This is a genomic window from Caballeronia sp. INDeC2, assembly GCF_023631325.1.
GTDB lineage: Bacteria > Pseudomonadota > Gammaproteobacteria > Burkholderiales > Burkholderiaceae > Caballeronia.
This window is the reverse complement of sequence record NZ_JALQDG010000012.1, coordinates 212,808-233,520: the sequence shown is the minus strand read 5'-3', so window position 1 is coordinate 233,520 and position 20,713 is coordinate 212,808. Positions and strand designations below refer to the sequence as shown.

The following is a 20,713-nucleotide window of genomic DNA, read 5'->3' as shown; positions in this document are numbered from 1 at the left end:
CCGTTCCAGTCGCCTCGCGCCTCGTCGAAACATGGACATCGCTTGAAATGGATACGATCTGACCCGTAAAAGTTTCAGTCGCGTATCGAAAGTTACAAACGGCAGAAAGACGAAGGGCCGACGCACATTGCGCCGGCCCTTTCGGATCGTGACCAGGCTTGCTTAGAAAAATGCCTGGATGCCCGTCTGCGCGCGGCCCAGGATCAGCGCGTGAATGTCGTGCGTGCCTTCGTACGTATTCACCACTTCGAGATTCACGAGATGACGCGCGACGCCGAATTCATCGGAGATGCCGTTGCCGCCGAGCATGTCGCGCGCGAGCCGGGCGATGTCGAGCGCCTTGCCGCACGAATTGCGCTTCATGATCGACGTGATCTCGACGGCCGCCGTGCCTTCGTCCTTCATGCGGCCGAGGCGCAGCACGCCTTGAAGGCCAAGGGTGATTTCGGTCTGCATGTCGGCGAGCTTCTTCTGGATCAGCTGATTGGCCGCGAGCGGGCGGCCGAACTGCTTGCGATCCAGCGTGTATTGCCGCGCCGTATGCCAGCATGCTTCCGCCGCGCCGAGCGCGCCCCAGGAAATGCCGTAGCGCGCCGAGTTCAGGCAGGTGAACGGACCTTTCAGGCCGCGCACGTCCGGCAGGATGTTCTCTTCAGGAACGAAGACTTCGTCCATCACGATTTCGCCGGTGATCGACGCACGCAAGCCGACCTTGCCGTGAATCGCCGGCGCCGACAGACCCTTCCAGCCTTTCTCCAGGATAAAACCGCGAATCTCGTCGCGGCCGTCTTCCTCCAGCTTCGCCCAGACGACGAACACATCCGCGATCGGCGAGTTTGATATCCACATCTTCGTGCCGGAGAGCGAGAAGCCGTGCTGCACCTTCTTCGCGCGCGTCGTCATGCTGGCCGGATCGGAGCCCGCGTTCGGCTCCGTGAGGCCGAAGCAGCCGATCCACTCGCCGCGCGCGAGCTTCGGCAGATATTTTTCCTTCTGCGCCTCGCTGCCGAACGTGTTGATCGGCACCATCACGAGCGACGATTGCACTGACATCATCGAGCGATAGCCCGAATCCACGCGCTCGACTTCGCGCGCGATCAGGCCGTAGCAGACGTAGTTGAGACCCGGACCGCCGTATTGCTCGGGGATCGTCGGTCCGAGCAGGCCCAGTTCGCCCATCTCGCGGAAGATCGAAGGATCGGTCTTTTCCTCGCGAAACGCCTGCATGACGCGCGGCTGCAACTTGTCCTGCGCGTAAGCGTGCGCGGCGTCGCGCACCATGCGTTCGTCTTCGGTCAGTTGCTGATCCAGCAAGAGCGGGTCTTCCCAGTTAAATCGGGCGGCGTCGGCCATGTGCTATCTCCTGATTTCATCGAAAAGCGCCGAAAGCGTGTCGGGATCCATGTAGTTTCCCCGATCGCCGGCGCGCGCGGCGCTTGACATGAGTTCCGCTAGGCGAAACAATGTTTTGCAAATCCAGTCCGAGTTTAGCATCCGATGCCAGCCGATTCCAGCCGAAATTCCGCGTCGATTTCATCGCGCCATCCATCGCCCGAGGACATCGACGACCGCAAGTTCGTCGTCGCGCTCGCACGCGGGCTCGATCTGCTGCGCGCGTTTCGTCCCGGCGAGACGCTGCTCGGCAATCGCGATTTCGTCGAACGCACCGGCTTGCCGAAGGCGACTGTCAATCGTCTCGCCTACACGCTGACGACGCTCGGCTATCTGCGCTTCGACGAACCCGCAGGCAAATACGCGCTGGACACGGGCGTGCTGTCGCTCGGCTTCACGCTGCTCGCGGGTGCCGACACGCTGGAACTTGCCCGCCCGCACATGCGCGAGCTCGCGCGGGAGATCGGCGCGGCGGTATCGCTCGGCTGCCGCGACGGACTCGACATGATCTATCTGGAAACCATTCGCAGCGAGACGGCGCTGACGCTCGGCCTTGCGCCCGGTTCGCGCCTGTCGATGCTCACGAGCTCGATGGGCCGCGCGTATCTCGCGGTGCAGGAATCGGCGGCGCGCGAGGCGCTGTTCGACGAACTCGCGAAAAACGCAGACACGGCAATCGTCGATGCCGCCCGCCGCGCGATAGAAGACTTCGCGCGCGACGGCTGCTGTTATTCGTTCCGCGAATGGCACGACGACGTCAACGCCATCGCCGCGCCGTTTCGCGACCTGCGCAACGGGCGCTGGCTCGTGCTGTCGAGCAGCGGCCCGGCGTCGTCGATGGACGAGGCGTATTTTCGCGAGACGATCGGCCCGAGGCTGAAGGCGCTGGCCGCGCGTCTCGCGTAGCGGTTCAGAGCACGGTCCGGACGTGCCAGAGCTCCGGAAACAGCACGACATCGAGCATCTTGCGCAGATACGACGCGCCCGCCGTGCCGCCCGTGCCGCCCTTGAAGCCGATGATGCGCTCCACCGTCGTCACATGCCGGAAGCGCCATTGCCGGAATGCGTCTTCCAGATCGACGAGCTCTTCGGCCATCTCGTACAGATCCCAGTGATGCGACGGATCGCGATACACCGCGAGCCACGCCGCCTCGACCGACGGATCGTGCGTCGTCGGCTGCGTCCAGTCGCGCTCGAGCCGCTTCGGATCGATGTCGAAGCCGCGTCGAGCCAGCAAGCGGATCACTTCGTCGTAGAAGGAGGGCGCTTCGAGCGTCTCGCGCACCTGTTCGAGAATTTCCGGGCGATGCTCATGCGGCTTGAGCATCTGCGCATTTTTGTTGCCGAGCATGAACTCGATCTGCCGATACTGATGCGACTGAAATCCCGACGACTGCCCGAGATATGGGCGCATCGCGGTGTATTCGGAGGGCGTCATCGTCGCGAGGACGTTCCACGCCTGCACCAGTTGCTCGAAGATGCGCGAGACGCGCGCGAGCATCTTGAACGCGGGCGGCAGTTCATCGCGGTGCACGGCCGCCAGCGCCGCTCGCAACTCGTAGAGCGCGAGCTTCATCCATAGCTCGCTCGTCTGATGCTGCACGATGAACAGCATCTCGTTGTGATCCGGCGAGAGCGGATGTTGCGCGTTGAGGATCGAATCGAGGCCGAGGTAATCGCCGTAGCTCATCGAATCGGAGAAATCTAGCTTGGCATCGTGCCAGCCTTTTTCCTGCGCGGTTTCCACAGCGCCGTGGCCGAAGGGACAGCCCTTGGTTTCGTTCATGATCGATGTCCTCAGGTCACCGATGCGCGCTCGGCGAACTCGGGCGCGCGCCAGCTTTCGGTCGCGAGCACGTCGCGCAGAATCTCGACGGCGTCCCACACGTCGACGAAACGCGTGTAGAGCGGCGTGAAGCCGAAGCGCAGAATGCGCGGCTCGCGATAATCGCCGATCACGCCGCGCGCGATCAGTGCCTGCATCACCTCATAGCCGTTCGGATGCTCGAAACTCGCCTGCGAACCGCGCCGTGCATGCTCGCGCGGCGTCGCGAGCGAGAGCGGGAAGTCGCCGCAGCGTTCCTTGACCAGCCTGATGAAGAGATCGCTCAACGCGAGCGACTTGCGGCGCAGCGTCTCTATGTCGGTTTGCAGGAACACGTCGAGCCCGCATTCGACGAGCGACATCGACACGATCGGCTGCGTGCCGCAAAGAAACCGGCCGATGCCGTCGTCCGGCCGATACACCGGGTTCATCTCGAACGGCTTCCTGTGTCCCCACCAGCCGGAGAGCGGCTGCGAGAACGCGTTCTGATGGCGCTTCGGCACCCACACGAACGCGGGCGAGCCCGGTCCGCCGTTCAGGTACTTGTACGTGCAACCTACCGCGTAGTCCGCGCCGACGCCGTTAAGATCGACCGGCACCGCGCCCGCCGAATGCGCCAGATCCCAGACGGCGAGCGCGCCCGCGCGATGAATCGTCTGCGTGAGCGCGGCCATGTCGTGCATGTAGCCGCTGCGGTAGTTGACGTGCGTGATCATCGCGATGGCGGTGTTTTCGTCGATGGCGGACGGCAATTCCGAAGGATCGTCGACGAGGCGCAGTTCATAACCGCGATCGAGCTGCTCGATCAAACCCTGCGCGATGTATAGATCGGTCGGAAAGTTCGAACGTTCGGAGACGATCACGCGCCGCTTCGGATCGCGCTCGTTCGCGAGCTTGAGCGCGGCCGACAGGATCTTGAAGAGATTCGCGGAAATCGTGTCCGTCACGACGACCTCGTCCTCGCCCGCGCCGATCAGGGGGCCAAGCTTGTTGCCGAGGCGCTTGGGCAGCGCGAACCAGCCCGCCGTGTTCCAGCTGCGGATCAGGCCTTCGCCCCATTCGGCGGCAATCACCTCGGCGGCGCGCGCGGCGGCGGCTTTGGGCGGCACGCCGAGCGAATTGCCGTCGAGATAGATCACGCCATCGGCCAAGGCGAACTGGCCGCGCAGCGCGGCAAGCGGATCGTCGCGGTCGAGAGACGCGGCTTCGTCACGATGTTTCATCGAAAAGTCCATATTTTTGTAGATCATCAGGAAAGCGAACGCAGGACGGCGCGAACCGGACTCGCATCGAGCGTCGAGAATTTGAGCGGCAGCGCGATCAGTTCGTAGTCGCCGGGCGCGACGGCGTCGAGCACGATGCCTTCGAGGATCGCCATGCCGTGGGCGCGGATGCGCTTGTGCGCATCCATCGTCTTCGAGTCTTGCGGATCGAGCGACGGCGTGTCGATGCCGACGAGCTTCACGCCTCGTTTCGCCAGCAAGTCGATGGTTTCCGGCGCGACGGCGGTGAAGGCGCTGTCCCATGCATCGAGCGGCGCGTTCGCGTACGTGCGCAGCAGAACGCGCGCCGGAATGCCGTCGAGATGCGCGGCGACGTGCTCGGGCGTCACGAGCGGTGAAGCACCGATGCAGTGCAGTACACGGCACTCGCCGAGGTACGTATCGAGCGCGACTTCGCCTATCGGCTTGCCGTGCTCGTCGTAGTGAAGCGGCGCGTCGGCGTGCGCGCCGGTGTGCGGCGAGAGCGTGAGCCGAGCGACGTTGACGGGCGAGCCCGCTTCCATCCGCCAAACGCGCTCGATGCCGACCGGCGTGTCGCCCGGCCAGACGGGAGTGGCGGTGCCGATCGGTGGCGAAATGTCCAGAAGCGTCATGACGCGCCCTAACAGAATTTGTGAAGTTGCGTCAAATCATAGTCGCGTTATCTCGAAACGTGCTTGCGAAATAACCACCCAAAAGTGTCGCGCTTAGAACATAATTCGATGAAACGGGCTAGGGGACTCAAAAATGACCGGCTTCACGCTCGATGCAACGGATTGCCGAATTCTGGCGGTACTGCAGGAAGATGGACGGATCAGTAACCTGGACCTGGCGGAGCGCATTTCGCTATCGCCGTCGGCGTGCTTGCGGCGAATGCGCCTGCTGGAAGAAGAAGGGGTGATCGCGAGCTATCGCGCGTGCCTCGACCGCGAGCGGCTCGGCATCGAACTGGAAGCATTCGTCCACGTCTCGATGCGCAACGACCAGGAAAACTGGCACGAGAAGTTCGCCGCCGCCGTGCGCGAATGGCCGGAAGTGGTCGGTGCGTTCGTCGTCACCGGCGACACGCATTACGTGCTGCGCGTGCTCGCGCACAACCTCAAGCATTACTCCGACTTCATTCTGTCGAAGCTCTACAAGGCGCCAGGCGTCATCGACATTCGCTCGAACATCGTGCTTCAGACGATGAAAGACGACGCGGGCGTGCCTGTCGCGCTGATCGAGCAGCCGGGACGCGCGCACACGCCCTGAGCGTTATTCCAGCGTTCCCAGCGTATGGAAGCCGCCCGCATGGAAGACGAGCGGCGCGGTTTGCGTAACGTCTTCGCGCACGCCGCAACGCTCCACTTCGCCTACGAAGATCACGTGATCGCCTTCGTCGTAGCGGCTTCGGTTATGGCATTCGAACCACGCGAGCGCGCCGTCGAGCACCGGCATGCCCGTATCGCCGGCCGCGTGCGAGACGCCCGCGAAGCGGTCGCCCTTGACGGTTGCGAAACGCCGGCACAGGTCGATTTGCGACGATGCGAGCACGTTCACCACGTAGTGGCTGTTCGCACGGAACACCGGCATCGACGCCGATTTCGTCGCGAGGCTCCACAGCACGAGCGGCGGATTGAGCGACACCGAGTTGAACGAACTGGCGGTGATGCCGATCAACTGGCCGGACTCGGTCCGCGTCGTGATGACCGTGACGCCGGTTGCGAACTGGCCGAGCGCGGCACGAAACGCGGTGGGGTCGAAATTCGGGGTTTTGGCGCGTGTCATTTGGCAGATGAGCAGGCAAATGGGCGGTCGAGTGTGTCGTGTGCTGCCGAGCCGGCCGCGCGTCGCGCTTCAGTCGGAAGAACCTTTTCAGATTTCATGTAAAAGCTGGAGATTTGGCTCGATTCTATCGGAATCGGCAGTCGCCGGCCGCCAAATGACCGTATTCCGGCAGCAAGTTTTCTGACACGAGAGGCTTTCTGCGCGGCCCGCCCAAACCCAGTAAGCTCGACTCACCGCGTCCGGAAGATTGAAGAAACGGCCGGGCGCATCCATATGCATGATCCGCGGCGAGGCCGCATGCACTTGACGAGGAGTTGGGCATGACTGAACAGGCGAGACTTGAGACCGCGACGCTCGGCGGCGGATGTTTCTGGTGCACCGAAGCTGTGTTTCTGGCGGTGCGGGGCGTGGAGTCGGTCGAATCGGGGTATGCGGGCGGCAAGGTCGTGAATCCGTCCTACGACCAGGTCTGCGACGGCGAAACCGGTCACGCGGAAGTGGTGAAGGTCGTGTTCGATCCGTCGGTCATCGGTTATCGCGAAATTCTCGAGATCTTCTTCGCGACGCACGATCCGACCCAGCTCAACCGGCAGGGCAACGATGTCGGCACGCAGTATCGCTCGGTCGTGTTCACGCATTCGGACGAGCAACGCAAGATCGCGCTCGACGTCATCGAGGAACTCGGGCGCGAGGACGTCTTCGACAAGACGATCGTCACGCAAGTCGTGCCGCTCGCCGACGACTATTATCCCGCCGAGGCGTATCACCAGAATTATTTCGCGCAACATCCGAATCAAGGCTATTGCGCGGCGGTCGTCGCGCCGAAGGTCGCGAAGTTTCGCAAGAAGTTCACGCATCGGCTGAAGGCGTGATGCGCTTCTAGCCGCTCCGCGCGCGCTCGCATTCCTCAGCGATGCCGCGCGCGAGCTCGAAGCAGGTGAGCGGCGCCGAGCCTTCCGCCTTGTTGTTTGCCGCGATCACCACCGGCTGGCCCGCGATTGCATAGCGCGCGGCCAGTTCAGCGAGTGCCTCGCGCGTATCGCGGTCTTCGTCGACGATCTTGTCGAACGGCTCGTACTTCGCCTTCGCCTGTTCATAGCGAAAGCCGCCGTGCAGACTCCAGCGCACGATGAGCGGTCCCATTCCTTCTTCGTCCAGCAACGCGAGCGCCTTCGCCTGACGGCGCACGTCCGGCATGCGAGCATGCACGCCGATGCAGTAGCGCACGTTCGCCTCGCGCAGCGCGCGGATGAAGCGCGGCGTCAATATGACCGCATCGCGAATCTCGACCGCATAGCACGACTCGCCGTCGAGCGGCGGCAGCGCTTGCAGAAACGCCGACAGCCGTTCGATGAAGCTCGCCGGATCGACGATCATCGCATCGGGCAGCGGCGAGAACTGGAACACGAGCGCGCCCGCTTTCGCGCCTAGGCCGCCGATGCACGGCGTCACGAATTCATCGATGGCGATCCGCGCGTTCAGAAACGCGGGGTTCTCGGCGTCCGGCGTGCCACGCTCGCCGCGGATGAAGGCATCGGTGACGGAGGCGGGCGCCTTGACGATGAAGCGAAAATGCGCCGGCACCTGCGATGCGTAGCGCGCGTATTCGGCCAGTGACAGCGGCGCGTAGAACGAGCGGTCGATCGACACGCTCTTCAGCAGCGGATGCGCGCCGTAAGCGGTGAGGCCGTCGCGGGAGAGCTTCGTGTTCGAGTACTCGTCGCCATAAACGATGCCGCGCCAGCCCGGAAACGACCATGTCGATGTGCCGAGATGGACCGCGTCGGGCAGGCGTTTCGCGATTGTCTCGAGCTCGGGCTGCAAGAGCGCGGGCAGGACGCCGCGCGGCTTCGGTTGCTTCGATGCCTTTGCAGGCTCCGCCGAAACGAGCGCAGGCGCAGGCTCGCCGAAAAGATCGAACTGATCTTCCTGCTCGCCCGTTTCAACGTGCATTAGCTCGCGGTTCAGAGCGCCTTCTCGTAGATATATCGCCGCGACCACGGCAAGGTCTGCGCGCTGCGCCCCGCCTTGCGGCAGATCACCTGATAGATCGACACATCGTCGTTCTCGAACGCATACGCGCAGCCCGCGAGATACACGCGCCAGATGCGGAAGTGCTCATCGTCGACGAGCTTCTTTGCTTGCTCCGCGTTCTCCTCGAACCTGTCGGCCCAGATGTCGAGCGTATGCGCGTAGTGCCGCCGCAGGCTTTCGACGTCGATCGCTTCCAGCCCGCCGCGCTGCATGCTTTCTAGCGCGAGGCTGATGTGCGGCAGCTCGCCGTCGGGGAACACGTATTTGTCGATGAATTCGCCGCCGCCGAGCGAAGTCTCCCCGCTGTCGGCATCCGACGACGTGATGCCGTGATTCATCGCGATGCCGTCGTCGACGAGCAGATCGCGGATTCGCGCGAAGTATCCCGGCAGATTCTTGCGCCCGACATGCTCGAACATGCCGACGCTCGTTATGCGGTCGAACTGCCCCGGGACGTCGCGATAATCCTGCAACCGAATCTCGATTCGATCTTCGAGTCCCGCCGCCTTGACGCGCTCGGTCGCGAGCTTGAACTGATTTTCGGAGAGCGTGACGCCCACGCATTGCGCGCCGAATTTCTGCGCCGCGCGAATCACGAGCGCGCCCCAGCCGCAGCCGATATCCAGCAGGCGCTGCCCCGGCTGAAGCTGAATCTTCGTCAGAATGTGGTCGATCTTCTTGAGCTGCGCAGTGTCGATGTCTTCGTCGCCGTTCTCGAAGTACGCGCACGAGTAGACCATGTTCTTGTCGAGCCAGAGTGCGTAAAACTCGTTCGACACATCGTAGTGGTACTGAATGGCCTTCTTGTCCGACGTCTTCGAGTGATTGAAGTAACGCCGCACGCGGGCGAGCTTGCTGGCGCTCGTCACGGTGCTTTTCGCGAGCGAATAGCCGATGTTGATGATGTCGGACAGCTTGCCCTCGATGTCGATCTTGCCCTTGACGTAGGCCTCACCGAGGTTGTCGAGACTCGGTTCGAGCAGATAGGGCAGCGCGGTCGCGCTCTTCACGTGCAACGTCACCCGAGGAGCGGCGAACTGGCCGAAATCGTGCTGCTGGCCATCCCAGAGCACGAGCCGCGCGGGCAGATTGGCCCGGTCGCGCACTTCCTCAACCCACTGCGTCAGCTTCTTCTCCCAGAACATGCTTGTTTCTCCGCGCTAAAGAAAATCAAGGGAAGGCCCGCGCCTTCATGTTCGTTGCCGTTGCGATCCCGGTGCTGCCAGCGCTCGCGCTCGTTTTTTACGTTACGGCGCAAGTCTCATGATTCGCCACGGCGCGCCCGCGTCGTCACGCGTATAGACGATGCGGTCATGCAGCCGCGACGGGCGTCCCTGCCAGAATTCGATGGTATCGGGCACGAGGCGATAACCGCCCCAGTGCGGCGGGCGCGGCGGCGCGTCGCCATATTTGGCGATCATCTCGCGTTCGCGCGCTTCCAGCGCCTCGCGGCTTTCGAGCGGCTGGCTCTGATCCGATGCCCACGCGCCGATGCGGGAGCCGAGCGGACGCGACGTGTAATACGCGTCGCTCTCCGCATCGCTCGTCTTTTCGACGCGGCCCTCGATGCGCACCTGCCGCTCGAGTTCGATCCAGTGGAACAGCAGGCTCGCCGCGGGATTGGCGGCGAGCTCGCGGCCCTTGCGGCTATCGTAATTGGTAAAAAAAACAAATCCGCGCTCATCGACGCCCTTGATGAGCACGATGCGCGCGGACGGACGACCTTGCGAATCGACGGTCGCAAGCGTCATGGCGTTCGGTTCGGGCAGCTTCGCATCGAGCGCCTGGGCGAACCAGGTGTGGAATTGGCTCACCGGATTCGGGTCGACGTCGGTGGCATCGAGCGCGCCGCGCGAATAGTTTTTGCGAAGGTCTGCGAGGGTCGTCATTTTATGCAAGCACTACAGTCGGGTCAGTATAGCCAAGGTGAAACGTTCTTGCCCTGATTAGCCCTGGACCTGTTGCGTGCCGGCAGTGCGGCGCTTGCAGCTATCACGTCCAAGGTTTCGATAAGGCAGAATACGCAATTCGCCCGCATTTTGCATGATCGAGCGCCTGGCTTCGCAGTCTCGACAGCCGCCTGTAAGCGTTGCTTGACGCCGCACAACGGCGCTGCATTTTGCTGGCTTATAGTTGGCTTTCAACGTACCCGGCTTCATCACCGCACGCCATGAACGTTTCATCCGAAACCGCTGTAAAACCGTCCGCCGAAGACGCCGCCGATCGCGACCGGCGCTTCGGCGGCATCGCGCGTCTGTACGGCGCGCCCGCGCTCGCCGCGTTCGAAAGGGCGCATGTCGCGGTGATCGGCATCGGCGGCGTGGGCTCGTGGGTCGCCGAGGCGCTCGCGCGAAGCGCTGTCGGCAAGCTGACGCTGATCGATCTCGACAATGTCGCCGAAAGCAATACGAACCGGCAGATTCACGCGCTCGACGGCAACTACGGCAAGGCGAAAGTCACGGCGATGGCCGAGCGCATCAAGCTCATCGATCCGGCCTGCGACGTGCGGCAGATCGAGGATTTCATCGAGCCCGGCAATTTCGACGCGACGCTCGGCTGCGGCTTCGACTATGTGGTCGATGCGATCGACAGCGTGCGCACGAAAACCGCGCTCATCGCGTGGTGCGTGGCGCGCAAGCAGGCGCTCATCACCGTCGGCGGCGCGGGCGGACAACTGGACCCGACGCGCATTCGCATCGACGATCTCGCGCTCACGATTCAGGACCCGTTGCTGTCGAAAGTGCGCGGCCAGTTGCGCAAGCTGCACGGCTTTGCGCGCGGACCGAAGGCGCGTTTCAAGGTGAGCGCGGTGTATTCCGACGAACCGCTGATCTATCCCGAAGCGCCCGCGTGCGACATCAGCGAAGGCGCAGAGCATCTCGAAACGGGCGCGGGCTATTCCGGGCCGGTCGGCCTCAATTGCGCCGGGTTCGGATCGAGCGTGTGCGTGACGGCGAGCTTCGGCTTCGCGGCCGCCGCGTATGTGCTGCGCGATCTGGCGAAGCGCGCGGCCTGAAACGAAAACGGCCAGCTTCGCTAGCTGGCCGTTTTTCGGTAGAGCCGACGATCAGTTGATCGCCGCGCTCAGCCTGCGCCGCCATTGCGACACGAGATTCGGCTGGTTCGCGGCAAGCTCGAACACAGACAGCATCGTCTTGCGGCCGACGTCGTCCATGAAGGCGCGATCGCGCACGACGATCGCGAGCAGGTGTTCCAGCGCCCCGCCGTAATCGCGGCCCGCAATCAGCCGATTGGCGAGCGCGAAGCGCGCCTCGAGATCGTCCGGATTCGCGTTGACCGCGTCGATGAGCGCGTCGGCGGGCGGCAGAGCCGCTGCGGCATCGGCGGCGTCGAGCTCGGTCTTCAGCGCGTTGTAGCGTGCATCGATTCCTTGCGTCGTCTTCGGCGACAGCAGCTTGTCCTCTTCCTTCGCCTCGTCGATACGGCGTTCCGCGATCAGCCATTCGATCAGGTCGAGACGCGCATCGTCGTAGCCGGGATCGAGCGCAAGCGCGGCCTTGATCGTGTCGATCGCCTGCTTGCGATTGCCCGCGGCCCATGCGGTCTGCGCAGCGTGGCGCTCGGCGTCGGCGCCTTCGGGCACGAGCCGGTCGAGGAAGGCGCGCAACTGGCCTTCCGGCAACACGCCGATGAACTGATCGACCGGGCGGCCTTCTGCAAATGCGACCACGTGCGGAATGCTGCGCACCTGAAAATGCGCGGCGAGTTCCTGGTTTTCGTCGACATTCACCTTGACGAGCTTCCACTTTCCCGCGGCTTCGGCTTCCAGCTTCTCGAGCATCGGTCCGAGCGTCTTGCACGGGCCGCACCAAGGCGCCCAGAAATCGACCAGAACGGGCGCGAGCATTGACGCGTTGATGACGTTGTGCTCGAAGGTGGCGAGGGTCGTATCCATGCGTTTTCTCCTAATGCTTGCGGTCTATCCCAAACAGATAGGGACGATCCGCGTGACTCTCAAGCGCGCACGCACGCCTCATGCCTCGGGCGCGCGATTTTCGCGGCGCTGCGGCGGCAACGGAATGAATTCGGTCTCGCCGGGCACGTGGCCCATGCGCTGCTCGCCCCATGCGATCTTGGCCGCGTCGATCTTCTCGCGCGAGCTGGACACGAAATTCCATTCGATGAAGCGCGAGCCGTCGAGCGGCGCGCCGCCGAGCAGCATCGCGACCGCGCCGTTCTTGCTGTGCAGCTTCGCATCCGCGCCCGGCGTGAGCACCGCCATCTGCTGTTCGGGCAGCGCTTCGTCATCGATCGACAAATCGCCGCTCACGAGATAGACGCCGCGTTCCTCGTGCTCGGTGTCGAGCGCGATCGCGCTGCCGGCCGTGAACTGCGCGGCGACATAGAGCGTCGGCGAGAACGTGCGCGTGGGCGCCTGCGCGCCGAACGCCGTACCCGCGATCACGCGCAGCGTGACGCCGTCGCGCTCGATCTGCGGCAGCGTGGAGGCTGCGTGATGCTCGAACGCAGGCTCGATGTCCTCGCTCGCCGCCGGCATCGCGACCCACGTCTGGATGCCGTGCATCGTCTGGCCGGAGGCGCGTTCTTCGTCGGGCGTGCGCTCAGAATGCACGATGCCGCGGCCCGCGGTCATCCAGTTCACGTCGCCGGGCACGATCTTCTGCACGGAACCGACGCTGTCGCGATGCATGATCGCGCCGTCGAACAGATACGTGACAGTCGCCAGTCCAATGTGCGGGTGCGGGCGCACGTCGAGCCCCTTGCCGGGCACGAGCGTTGCGGGACCGATGTGGTCGAAAAAAATGAAGGGTCCGACGGTGCGCGCCGCGAGCGCGGGCAGCACGCGCCGCACCATGAGGCCGCCAACGTCGTGTTCGTGAGGCTTGAGCAATACGCGGATCGGCGAAGGCATGGCGGGTTCCGATGAGGAAATCGCGCCGGAATGGCGCGTGTCGAATCGATTCTACCGGCCGATGCCGCACGGCGCAGACGTGCCGCCGAGGCTCTCGTTTTTTACGTCCCGCGCTACGGTACGCGTGCGGCTTCACGCAACTTTCGCAACCTCGATAGGAGCTTCGCCATGAGCAGGAACAAGCTGTTGATCGCCATTACCGCCGGTCTTTTCACCGCCACCGCCGCGACGGGCGCATTCGCGCAGACTTCGTCGGGCAATTCGTCGGCGGCGATGGGCAACGATACCGCAGGTGCAACCGACAATTCGGCCGCTCCCACGACGCAGAAGAAGCACAAGATGCACAAGCAATCCGGGCATACGTCGACCAAGAAGACGCCGGCCGCGGAAACCGGCAACGACTCCGGGACGGAAACCGGACAGAGCAAGTAAGCGTCTTTCCGACGCACCGAAGCAAAAGAGAGCGCTCGCGCCGGTCCTCCGGCGCGGGCGCTTTTTTGCGTCCTTCGTCACGGCGCGCAGCTTTTGACAAGCCTGCCGCCACGCCCTCCGCTACACTTTACGGCTCGCCAACACGTACACGACACGAGGGGAAGGGCGATGTCGCCAAAGGATTTGCTGATCGCAGCGGTGGTGATTGTCGCGTGGGGCGTCAATTTCGTCGTCATCAAGCTCGGGTTGCACGGTGTGCCGCCTATGCTGCTCGGCGCGCTGCGTTTCGCGCTCGCCGCCGTGCCGGTGTTCTTCGTGAAGCGCCCGCAAATCCCGCTGCGCTGGCTGTTCGCTTACAGCCTCACCATTTCCCTCGGGCAATTCGCGCTGCTCTTCTACGGCATGTATGTCGGGATGCCCGCCGGCCTCGCGTCGCTCGTCCTGCAGGCGCAGGCGTTCTTCACGCTCATCTTCGCGTCGATGTTCCTCGGCGAGCGCATCCGCGCGGCGAACGTCGCCGGACTCGTGATCGCGGCGGCGGGGCTCGCGCTGATCGGCATGCGCGGCGGCCACGCGATGACCCTCGCCGGTTTTCTCTTCACGCTCGCGGCTGCCGCGATGTGGGCGCTCGGCAATGTCGTGACGAAGCGAATGGGCAAGGTCGATCTGCTCTCGCTCGTCGTGTGGGGCAGCCTGATTCCGCCGCTGCCGTTCCTCGCGCTTTCGCTGATCTTCGAAGGACCGGCGCGCATCGAAGCGAGTCTCGCGTCCATCCCGCTCGTGTCCGTGTTCGCGGTTCTCTACCTCGCGTTCATCGCGACGATCGTCGGTTACAGCCTGTGGGGAAAGTTGCTCGCGCGCTATCCGGCGGGAAGCGTCGCGCCGTTTTCGCTGCTCGTCCCGGTGATCGGGCTCGCGTCGGCGGCGCTGTTTCTCGGCGAGGGACTGAGCGCCGCGCAAGCGGTGGGCGCGGCGCTCGTGATGGCGGGGCTCGTCGTGAACGTGTTCGGCGCCCGGCTCGTTCAGCGCATCTTGCCGGCGCGCTGAACTCAGCCGCACGCGCGCCTTACGTCATGCGGCTCTTCGCGAGCGGCGGATTCGCCGCGAAGTAGCGCTTGATGCCCTTCATGATCGCGTTGGCCATCTTGTCGCGATAGGCGTCGTCGTTCAGGCGCGTTTCCTCGTCCGGGTTGCTGATGAACGCGGTCTCGACCAAGATCGACGGAATGTCAGGCGCTTTCAGCACGGCGAAACCCGCCTGTTCGACCGAGCCTTTGTGCAGCTTGTTGATGCCGCCGATCTCGTTCAGCACGAAGCTGCCGTAGCGCATCGAATCGCGGATCTGCGCGGTCGTCGACATGTCGAAGAGCGCGCGGTTCACGCTCGCGTCCTGCGATTTCACGTTGATGCCGCCGACCTGATCCGACGAATTTTCCTTGGCCGCCATCCAGCGCGCGGCCGCGCTCGACGCGCCGTGCTCGGACAACGCGAAGACGGACGAGCCGCGCGCGTCGGGCGAGGTAAATGCATCCGCGTGAATCGACACGAACAGATCGGCGGAGACACGCTGCGCCTTCTGCACGCGCACGTTGAGCGGCACGAAAAAGTCGGCGTCGCGGGTCATCATCGCGCGCATGTTGGGCTGGGCGTCGATCTTCGCCCGCAGCTTCTTCGCGATATCGAGCGCGATGTGCTTCTCGTACGTGCCCTGACCGCCGATCGCGCCGGGGTCTTCGCCGCCGTGACCCGGATCGATCGCCACCGTCAAGAGACGCGTGGTGCCGGACTGCTTCGGCGTGGAGAAGGTGTACTGGTCTTCGTCGTCGTTCTTCTTCGCGATGACGGGCGGCGGCGTCGGCACGCGCTGCGGTTTCACCGAAGGCTTCGGTGCGGGCGCGGTCTCGGCCGGTGCATCGCTCTGCGCGTACTTTTGAAAGAACTCGTCGGTGGAATCGGGCGTCGCCGGTTTCTGCGGCGTGGCCGGGCCGGAGAGCGTGGCGGGCGGCGGCGCGGACGGACTCGGATTCGCGCGGTCGAGCGCCTCCTGCTTGCGCTCGGTCTGCGCGAGCAGTTCCATCAACGGATCGGGCGCGACGGCCGGATACAAGTCGAACACGAGCCGATACTTGTAGCTGCCGATGGGCCCCAGCGTGAACACCTGCGGCTTCACCGATCCTTTCAAGTCGAACACCATGCGCACGACATGCGGCTGATACTGCCCGACGCGCACCGCCTGAATCTGCGGATCGTTCGGCGTGATCTTCGAGACGAGATCGCGCAACGCCTGATCGAGATCGATGCCGGAGAGATCGACGACGAGCCGGTCCGGTCCCTGCAAGAGCTGGTTGGCGTTCTGAAGCGGCTGGTCCGATTCGATCGTCACGCGGGTGTAATCGCGCGCGGGCCACACACGCACGCCGAGCACGCTGCTCGCATGCGCGAGCTTCGGTCCGACGAGCGCGAGCACGAGCGTCGAGGCGCCGGCGCGCAGCACCTGGCGGCGGCGCCAGTTGTGCGGCGCGAGGGCAGCGGCTTCGATCGAATGAAATGGCTTGATCAACATCTTTCGAGACATGACTTTCCTGTTTCGCTGAACGCGCGCGCGGTCAGAACGCGGCCTTCTTCTTCGTTCGAATCTCCGGACGAGCCGTGCTCGCCCGGCAGCGATAGCTGGAACACGAGGTCCGGCACGCCGAGCAGGCCGCCCGCCTGCTGCGGCCACTCGACGAGGCACAGCGCGCCCGCATCGAAATATTCGCGGAAGCCGGCATCGGCCCATTCGGCCGGATCGGCGAAGCGATAGAGATCGAAGTGATAAACGTCGAGCGGGCCGCTTTCGATGACGAGCGAATACGGTTCGACGAGCGTATAGGTCGGGCTCTTCACGCGGCCTGCGTGGCCGAGCGCGCGCAGCGTGGCGCGCACGAGCGTGGTCTTGCCCGCGCCCAGATCTCCGATCAACTGGACCTGCAGACCGTGAAATCGTTCAGAAGACGATTGCGATGCATGAAGGCGCGTGGCGTCAAAGGCGCGCGCGAAGCGTTCTCCGAAAGCGAGCGTCGCGGCTTCGTCGCGCAAGTCGAAGCGGCGTTCGAGAAGCGCGGGAGGAAAGTCTTGCGTCGTTCGTACGGGGCTTTCGGGCATTGCTCGTAAAATGTCGTGATGAACCGATTGCCGGAACATTCCGTTGAAGTCACGACCGCGTCCAGCGACGCTGCCGCTGAATCCGTATCAGAGTCTCGCGTTTTCGATATCGATGAAAACGCGCTGGCAGAACTCGCGCAACGCATCAAGGTGTGGGGGCGCGAGCTGGGGTTCGGTGCGGTCGGTATCAGCGATATCGACCTGACGGATGCCGAGAAAGGCCTGAATGACTGGCTCGAAGCAGGCTATCACGGCGAAATGGATTATATGGCCAAACATGGGATGAAACGCGCAAGACCGGCCGAGCTTGTGGCCGGCACGCGACGCGTCATCACCGCGCGAATGGCCTATCTGCCGGCGCAAACGCTCGCCAAAAACGGCGATGAAAGTGTCGCGACAGCCGATGGTCAGAAGAACGACTGGCGCGCGATCGAATGGTCGAGGCTCGCGAAGCCGTCGCAGGCGATGGTCTCCATCTACGCGCGCGGCCGTGATTATCACAAGGTCATGCGCAATCGCCTGCAGCAACTGGCCGAGCGCATCGAGAAGGAGATCGGGCCGTTCGGGCATCGCGCGTTCACGGATTCCGCGCCGGTGCTGGAAGTCGCGCTCGCGCAGAAGGCGGGCAACGGCTGGCGCGGCAAGCATACGCTGCTGCTCGATCGCGATGCCGGATCGCTCTTCTTTCTCGGCGAAATTTTTGTCGATGTTCCCTTGCCTGTCGATCCGCATCCCGAGCACGAGGGCGCGCATTGCGGGCAGTGCACGCGCTGCATCGGCGCATGTCCGACGGGCGCGATCGTCGCGCCGTATCGCGTGGATGCGCGACGCTGCATCTCGTATCTGACGATCGAACTGCACGGCAGCATTCCCGAAGAGATGCGTCCGCTGATCGGCAATCGCGTCTATGGCTGCGACGACTGCCAGCTCGTCTGTCCGTGGAACAAGTTCGCGCAGGCCGCGCCCGTCGCGGATTTCGACGTGCGGCATGGGCTCGATCGCGCGACGCTCGTCGAGCTGTTTGCATGGAGCGACGCGGACTTCGACACGCGCATGCAGGGCAGCGCGATCCGGCGCATCGGGCACGAGCGCTGGCTGCGCAATATCGCGGTCGCGATGGGCAATGCATTGCGCGCGTCCGGTTTGGATGCGAGCGAACGCGCGGCCATCGTCGATGCATTGAAAGCGCGCGCCGACGATCCGTCCGAACTCGTCCGCGAACACGTTCGATGGGCGCTGGAGCAAACATGAAGAACACGCCATACGATGCCGTGATCGACGCGCCTTTCGGCAAAGTCGGCATTCGCGCCGACGCGCAGTCGGTGCGCGAGATCGTCTATCTGCCCGGCGATGTCGACAGCATCGAGCCGCGCACGCCGCTCGCCGAGGAAGCCGCCGCGCAGATCCGCCGTTACTTCGACACGCCTTCGATGCGCTTCGACCTGCCGCTCGCGATCCGCGGCACCGCGTTCCAGCAGCGCGTGTGGCGGGGCATCGGCACCATCGCGGCGGGGCATGTCTGGACCTACGGCCAGCTCGCGCACGAGATCGGCAGCGTGCCGCGCGCGGTAGGGCAGGCGTGCGGCTCCAATCCGCTGCCGATCGTGATACCGTGCCACCGGGTAGTGGCATCGGGCGGGATCGGCGGCTTCGCGCATCATCCCGGCGACGGTTTTTATCGCAACGTGAAGCGCTGGCTGCTGGCGCATGAAGGTGTACGGATCGCATGACGAGCGCAACGACTGAAGAAATACAAAAGCCGGAACTCAGCGCGAGTCAGGACGCGATCGATCTCTTTTGCGATGCGCTCTGGCTCGAACACGGGCTCGCGAAAAACTCGCTCGAAGCGTACCGGCGCGATCTCAAGCTGTTCGCCGAATGGCTCGGCAAGACGCGCGGCGCATCCATCGACGCAGCCGCCGAAGCCGACATGAACGGCTACATGGCCGCGCGCCGCGGCGACAAGGCGACGTCCGCGAACCGGCGTCTGTCCGTCTTTCGCCGCTATTACGCGTGGGCGTTGCGCGAGCACCGCGTGACCTCCGATCCGACATTGAAGCTGCGCTCGGCCAAGCAGCCTCCGCGCTTTCCTTCGACGCTCAACGAGGCGCAAGTCGAAGCGCTGCTCGGCGCGCCGGACATCGAGACGCCGCTCGGCCTGCGCGATCGCACGATGCTCGAACTGATGTACGCGAGCGGCCTGCGCGTGACCGAGCTCGTGACGCTGAAAACGGTTGAGCTCGGCCTGAACGAAGGTGTCGTGCGCGTGATGGGCAAAGGCTCGAAGGAACGCCTGATCCCGTTCGGCGAGACGGCGCACGACTGGCTCGAACGCTATCTGCGCGAATCGCGTCCTGTGTTGCTCGGCGCGCGTTCCGCCGATGCGCTCTTCGTCACCGCGCGCGGCGAAGGCATGACGCGTCAGCAGTTCTGGAACATCATCAAGCGCCATGCGTTGAAGGGCGGCGTACATGCGCCGCTCTCGCCGCATACGCTCCGTCACGCGTTCGCGACGCATCTGCTCAATCACGGCGCGGACTTGCGCGTCGTGCAATTGCTGCTCGGCCACTCCGACATCTCGACGACGCAGATCTACACGCACGTCGCGCGGGAGCGGCTGCAGAAGCTGCATCGCGAGCATCATCCGCGCGGATAAGATCGCTTCATTTCCGCACGATCGTGCCACGGCCGGCGTGTCGTTGAACACTTGGCCGAATGGCCAATGGTGAGGCGCGGAGCACGCCGCTACAATGCGTCCATGTCGAAAGCCAAACACGTATCCGAAACGCCCGCGACGCAGTTTCTGCGCCGTCACAAGGTCGAGTTCGGCGAGCATCCCTACGATTACGTCGAACACGGCGGCACGGAGGAATCCGCGCGGCAACTGGGCGTGGACGAGCATATCGTCGTCAAGACGCTGGTGATGGAGGACGAGCACGCGAGGCCGCTCATCGTCCTCATGCACGGCGACCGCACCGTTTCCACGAAGAACCTTGCGCGGCAGACGGGCGCAAAGCGCATCGAGCCGTGCAAGCCCGAAGTGGCGAACCGGCATTCGGGTTTTCTCGTGGGCGGCACGTCGCCGTTCGGCACGAAGAAAGCGATGCCGGTGTACGTCGAATCGAGCATTCTGGAACTCGACCGGATCTATGTGAACGGCGGGCGGCGCGGTTATCTCGTGAGCCTGAAGCCGTCGGTTCTGACGGAGTTGCTCGACGCGAAGCCCGTGCAGTGCGCGAGTGTCGATTAGAATGCGTTCCGCTCGCCATAACTGAAAAAACACCATGATTTTTCTGATCGTCGCCGTCGTGTCCTATTTGATCGGCTCGATTTCATTCGCCGTCGTCGTGAGTCGCGCGATGGGGCTGGCCGATCCCCGCTCGTACGGCTCGGGCAATCCCGGCGCGACCAACGTGCTGCGCACCGGCAACAAGAAAGCCGCGATCCTCACGCTGATCGGCGATGGGTTCAAAGGCTGGCTGCCCGTGTGGATCGTCGCGAACTTCGGCGCGAGCTTCGGCCTGGATAGCGCCGGCATCAACACGGCCACCGCGCTCGCGGCCATCGCGGTTTTCCTCGGGCATCTCTACCCGGTTTTCTTCAAGTTTCAGGGCGGCAAAGGCGTCGCGACGGCGGCCGGCGTGCTGCTCGCGATCCATCCGGCGCTCGGTATCGCCACGCTGCTCACCTGGTTGATCATCGCGTTCTTCTTCCGCTATTCGTCGCTAGCGGCGCTCGTCGCGGCCGTGTTCGCGCCGTTCTTTCAGGTCTTCCTGTTCGGGCCGAGCCGCATTTCGCTCGCCGTTCTCGCAATGAGCCTGCTGCTGATCTGGCGGCATCGCGCCAATATCTCGAAGCTGCTGGCGGGGAAGGAAAGCCGCATCGGCGAAAAGAAGAAAGCCGAAGCCGCTGAATGAAAAAAAGCCGTTCCAGTTGCGTGGAACGACTTTTTACTTCGATGCC

The 20,713-nt window shown here is 63.9% G+C and carries 23 protein-coding genes; 11 read left to right on the top strand and 12 right to left on the bottom strand.

Going from position 1 to position 20,713, the window contains the following annotated elements:
- Positions 1-162: 162 nt before the first annotated feature.
- The gene (locus NCS28_RS11085; RefSeq protein ID WP_250513870.1) at positions 163-1,353 is read right to left on the bottom strand and encodes an acyl-CoA dehydrogenase; all 1,191 of its coding nucleotides are present in this window, start codon (positions 1,351-1,353) and stop codon (positions 163-165) included.
- Positions 1,354-1,497: 144 nt separating this feature from the next.
- Between NCS28_RS11085 and NCS28_RS11080 the strand changes: the two genes are divergently transcribed.
- Positions 1,498-2,298 carry an IclR family transcriptional regulator gene (locus NCS28_RS11080; protein ID WP_250513869.1) on the top strand — a complete coding sequence of 267 codons (801 nt, stop codon included), beginning with the start codon at positions 1,498-1,500 and terminating at the stop codon, positions 2,296-2,298.
- Between the two features lie 4 nt (positions 2,299-2,302).
- Here NCS28_RS11080 and kynA read toward each other — a convergent pair whose 3' ends face one another.
- From kynA to kynB, 3 genes are read right to left on the bottom strand one after another with little or no spacing between them, the layout of a single operon-like run.
- Positions 2,303-3,178, bottom strand: coding sequence for a tryptophan 2,3-dioxygenase (gene kynA / locus NCS28_RS11075; protein WP_250513868.1), 876 nt, complete (start codon positions 3,176-3,178; stop codon positions 2,303-2,305).
- A gap of 11 nt (positions 3,179-3,189) precedes the next feature.
- On the bottom strand, positions 3,190-4,440 hold the full coding sequence (gene kynU, locus NCS28_RS11070; protein WP_250513867.1) for a kynureninase: 1,251 nt from the start codon (positions 4,438-4,440) through the stop codon (positions 3,190-3,192).
- Between the two features lie 26 nt (positions 4,441-4,466).
- Positions 4,467-5,093 carry an arylformamidase gene (gene kynB / locus NCS28_RS11065; RefSeq protein WP_250513866.1) on the bottom strand — a complete coding sequence of 209 codons (627 nt, stop codon included), beginning with the start codon at positions 5,091-5,093 and terminating at the stop codon, positions 4,467-4,469.
- Positions 5,094-5,226: 133 nt separating this feature from the next.
- Between kynB and NCS28_RS11060 the strand changes: the two genes are divergently transcribed.
- The gene (locus NCS28_RS11060) at positions 5,227-5,730 is read left to right on the top strand and encodes an Lrp/AsnC family transcriptional regulator (protein WP_061119413.1); all 504 of its coding nucleotides are present in this window, start codon (positions 5,227-5,229) and stop codon (positions 5,728-5,730) included.
- A 3-nt stretch (positions 5,731-5,733) separates the two neighbouring features.
- Here the strand turns inward: NCS28_RS11060 and NCS28_RS11055 are convergent, their stop codons facing one another.
- Complete coding sequence (locus NCS28_RS11055) at positions 5,734-6,246, bottom strand: flavin reductase family protein (protein WP_250513865.1); 513 nt, start codon at positions 6,244-6,246, stop codon at positions 5,734-5,736.
- A 320-nt stretch (positions 6,247-6,566) separates the two neighbouring features.
- Here NCS28_RS11055 and msrA point away from each other — a divergent pair, with 320 nt between their 5' ends.
- Entirely contained in the window at positions 6,567-7,118 is a 552-nt protein-coding gene (gene msrA / locus NCS28_RS11050) for a peptide-methionine (S)-S-oxide reductase MsrA (protein WP_250513864.1), read from the top strand.
- Positions 7,119-7,125: 7 nt separating this feature from the next.
- Here msrA and NCS28_RS11045 read toward each other — a convergent pair whose 3' ends face one another.
- The 3 genes from NCS28_RS11045 to pdxH all read right to left on the bottom strand — a co-directional run bounded on the left by NCS28_RS11045 (position 7,126) and on the right by pdxH (position 10,169).
- Positions 7,126-8,199 carry a DUF72 domain-containing protein gene (locus tag NCS28_RS11045; protein WP_250513863.1) on the bottom strand — a complete coding sequence of 358 codons (1,074 nt, stop codon included), beginning with the start codon at positions 8,197-8,199 and terminating at the stop codon, positions 7,126-7,128.
- Positions 8,200-8,210: 11 nt separating this feature from the next.
- Positions 8,211-9,425 carry a class I SAM-dependent methyltransferase gene (locus tag NCS28_RS11040; protein WP_250513862.1) on the bottom strand — a complete coding sequence of 405 codons (1,215 nt, stop codon included), beginning with the start codon at positions 9,423-9,425 and terminating at the stop codon, positions 8,211-8,213.
- A gap of 102 nt (positions 9,426-9,527) precedes the next feature.
- Positions 9,528-10,169: a pyridoxamine 5'-phosphate oxidase gene (gene pdxH / locus NCS28_RS11035; RefSeq protein WP_250513861.1), complete on the bottom strand. Its 642-nt coding sequence runs from the start codon at positions 10,167-10,169 to the stop codon at positions 9,528-9,530.
- 281 nt (positions 10,170-10,450) lie between these two features.
- Between pdxH and NCS28_RS11030 the strand changes: the two genes are divergently transcribed.
- Positions 10,451-11,296, top strand: coding sequence for a tRNA threonylcarbamoyladenosine dehydratase (locus NCS28_RS11030; RefSeq protein WP_250513860.1), 846 nt, complete (start codon positions 10,451-10,453; stop codon positions 11,294-11,296).
- Between the two features lie 51 nt (positions 11,297-11,347).
- Here NCS28_RS11030 and trxA read toward each other — a convergent pair whose 3' ends face one another.
- Both trxA and NCS28_RS11020 read right to left on the bottom strand, forming a co-directional pair.
- Positions 11,348-12,196 carry a thioredoxin gene (trxA, locus tag NCS28_RS11025; protein WP_250513859.1) on the bottom strand — a complete coding sequence of 283 codons (849 nt, stop codon included), beginning with the start codon at positions 12,194-12,196 and terminating at the stop codon, positions 11,348-11,350.
- A gap of 78 nt (positions 12,197-12,274) precedes the next feature.
- On the bottom strand, positions 12,275-13,174 hold the full coding sequence (locus NCS28_RS11020; RefSeq protein ID WP_250513858.1) for a pirin family protein: 900 nt from the start codon (positions 13,172-13,174) through the stop codon (positions 12,275-12,277).
- Positions 13,175-13,342: 168 nt separating this feature from the next.
- Between NCS28_RS11020 and NCS28_RS11015 the strand changes: the two genes are divergently transcribed.
- Both NCS28_RS11015 and NCS28_RS11010 read left to right on the top strand, forming a co-directional pair.
- Positions 13,343-13,606 (top strand): hypothetical protein, encoded by a 264-nt coding sequence (locus NCS28_RS11015; protein WP_250513857.1) that lies wholly within the window; start codon positions 13,343-13,345, stop codon positions 13,604-13,606.
- Between the two features lie 168 nt (positions 13,607-13,774).
- Positions 13,775-14,653, top strand: a complete 879-nt coding sequence (locus tag NCS28_RS11010) for an EamA family transporter (protein WP_250513856.1) — start codon at positions 13,775-13,777, stop codon at positions 14,651-14,653.
- 19 nt (positions 14,654-14,672) lie between these two features.
- Here the strand turns inward: NCS28_RS11010 and NCS28_RS11005 are convergent, their stop codons facing one another.
- On the bottom strand, positions 14,673-16,181 hold the full coding sequence (locus tag NCS28_RS11005; protein WP_250513855.1) for an N-acetylmuramoyl-L-alanine amidase: 1,509 nt from the start codon (positions 16,179-16,181) through the stop codon (positions 14,673-14,675).
- Positions 16,163-16,750 (bottom strand): tRNA (adenosine(37)-N6)-threonylcarbamoyltransferase complex ATPase subunit type 1 TsaE, encoded by a 588-nt coding sequence (gene tsaE / locus NCS28_RS11000; protein WP_250513854.1) that lies wholly within the window; start codon positions 16,748-16,750, stop codon positions 16,163-16,165. The genes NCS28_RS11005 and tsaE overlap by 19 nt, the downstream gene beginning before the upstream one ends.
- Positions 16,751-16,768: 18 nt before the next feature.
- Here tsaE and queG point away from each other — a divergent pair, with 18 nt between their 5' ends.
- The 5 genes from queG (at position 16,769) to plsY (ending at position 20,667) form a co-directional block, all read left to right on the top strand.
- Positions 16,769-18,001: a tRNA epoxyqueuosine(34) reductase QueG gene (queG, locus tag NCS28_RS10995; RefSeq protein WP_250513853.1), complete on the top strand. Its 1,233-nt coding sequence runs from the start codon at positions 16,769-16,771 to the stop codon at positions 17,999-18,001.
- The gene (locus NCS28_RS10990; RefSeq protein ID WP_250513852.1) at positions 17,998-18,480 is read left to right on the top strand and encodes a methylated-DNA--[protein]-cysteine S-methyltransferase; all 483 of its coding nucleotides are present in this window, start codon (positions 17,998-18,000) and stop codon (positions 18,478-18,480) included. Before queG ends, NCS28_RS10990 begins: the two co-directional genes overlap by 4 nt.
- Positions 18,477-19,406: a site-specific tyrosine recombinase XerD gene (gene xerD, locus NCS28_RS10985; protein WP_250513851.1), complete on the top strand. Its 930-nt coding sequence runs from the start codon at positions 18,477-18,479 to the stop codon at positions 19,404-19,406. The genes NCS28_RS10990 and xerD overlap by 4 nt, the downstream gene beginning before the upstream one ends.
- Positions 19,407-19,508: 102 nt before the next feature.
- Entirely contained in the window at positions 19,509-20,000 is a 492-nt protein-coding gene (gene ybaK, locus NCS28_RS10980) for a Cys-tRNA(Pro) deacylase (RefSeq protein WP_250513850.1), read from the top strand.
- Between the two features lie 34 nt (positions 20,001-20,034).
- Positions 20,035-20,667, top strand: a complete 633-nt coding sequence (gene plsY, locus NCS28_RS10975; protein WP_250513849.1) for a glycerol-3-phosphate 1-O-acyltransferase PlsY — start codon at positions 20,035-20,037, stop codon at positions 20,665-20,667.
- Positions 20,668-20,713 lie beyond the last annotated feature (46 nt).

Coding starts and splice junctions, on each gene's coding strand:
- ybaK (WP_250513850.1), top strand. CDS start 19,509: ATGTCGAAAGCCAAACACGTATCCGAAACGCCCGCGACGCAGTTTCTG.
- NCS28_RS11045 (WP_250513863.1), bottom strand. CDS start 8,199: ATGCACGTTGAAACGGGCGAGCAGGAAGATCAGTTCGATCTTTTCGGC.
- plsY (WP_250513849.1), top strand. CDS start 20,035: ATGATTTTTCTGATCGTCGCCGTCGTGTCCTATTTGATCGGCTCGATT.
- NCS28_RS11085 (WP_250513870.1), bottom strand. CDS start 1,353: ATGGCCGACGCCGCCCGATTTAACTGGGAAGACCCGCTCTTGCTGGAT.
- pdxH (WP_250513861.1), bottom strand. CDS start 10,169: ATGACGACCCTCGCAGACCTTCGCAAAAACTATTCGCGCGGCGCGCTC.
- NCS28_RS11015 (WP_250513857.1), top strand. CDS start 13,343: ATGAGCAGGAACAAGCTGTTGATCGCCATTACCGCCGGTCTTTTCACC.
- xerD (WP_250513851.1), top strand. CDS start 18,477: ATGACGAGCGCAACGACTGAAGAAATACAAAAGCCGGAACTCAGCGCG.
- NCS28_RS11005 (WP_250513855.1), bottom strand. CDS start 16,181: ATGTCTCGAAAGATGTTGATCAAGCCATTTCATTCGATCGAAGCCGCT.
- NCS28_RS11060 (WP_061119413.1), top strand. CDS start 5,227: ATGACCGGCTTCACGCTCGATGCAACGGATTGCCGAATTCTGGCGGTA.
- NCS28_RS11040 (WP_250513862.1), bottom strand. CDS start 9,425: ATGTTCTGGGAGAAGAAGCTGACGCAGTGGGTTGAGGAAGTGCGCGAC.
- NCS28_RS11080 (WP_250513869.1), top strand. CDS start 1,498: ATGCCAGCCGATTCCAGCCGAAATTCCGCGTCGATTTCATCGCGCCAT.
- kynU (WP_250513867.1), bottom strand. CDS start 4,440: ATGAAACATCGTGACGAAGCCGCGTCTCTCGACCGCGACGATCCGCTT.
- NCS28_RS11030 (WP_250513860.1), top strand. CDS start 10,451: ATGAACGTTTCATCCGAAACCGCTGTAAAACCGTCCGCCGAAGACGCC.
- tsaE (WP_250513854.1), bottom strand. CDS start 16,750: ATGCCCGAAAGCCCCGTACGAACGACGCAAGACTTTCCTCCCGCGCTT.
- kynB (WP_250513866.1), bottom strand. CDS start 5,093: ATGACGCTTCTGGACATTTCGCCACCGATCGGCACCGCCACTCCCGTC.
- queG (WP_250513853.1), top strand. CDS start 16,769: ATGAACCGATTGCCGGAACATTCCGTTGAAGTCACGACCGCGTCCAGC.
- msrA (WP_250513864.1), top strand. CDS start 6,567: ATGACTGAACAGGCGAGACTTGAGACCGCGACGCTCGGCGGCGGATGT.
- NCS28_RS11010 (WP_250513856.1), top strand. CDS start 13,775: ATGTCGCCAAAGGATTTGCTGATCGCAGCGGTGGTGATTGTCGCGTGG.
- NCS28_RS11020 (WP_250513858.1), bottom strand. CDS start 13,174: ATGCCTTCGCCGATCCGCGTATTGCTCAAGCCTCACGAACACGACGTT.
- NCS28_RS10990 (WP_250513852.1), top strand. CDS start 17,998: ATGAAGAACACGCCATACGATGCCGTGATCGACGCGCCTTTCGGCAAA.
- trxA (WP_250513859.1), bottom strand. CDS start 12,196: ATGGATACGACCCTCGCCACCTTCGAGCACAACGTCATCAACGCGTCA.
- kynA (WP_250513868.1), bottom strand. CDS start 3,178: ATGAACGAAACCAAGGGCTGTCCCTTCGGCCACGGCGCTGTGGAAACC.
- NCS28_RS11055 (WP_250513865.1), bottom strand. CDS start 6,246: ATGACACGCGCCAAAACCCCGAATTTCGACCCCACCGCGTTTCGTGCC.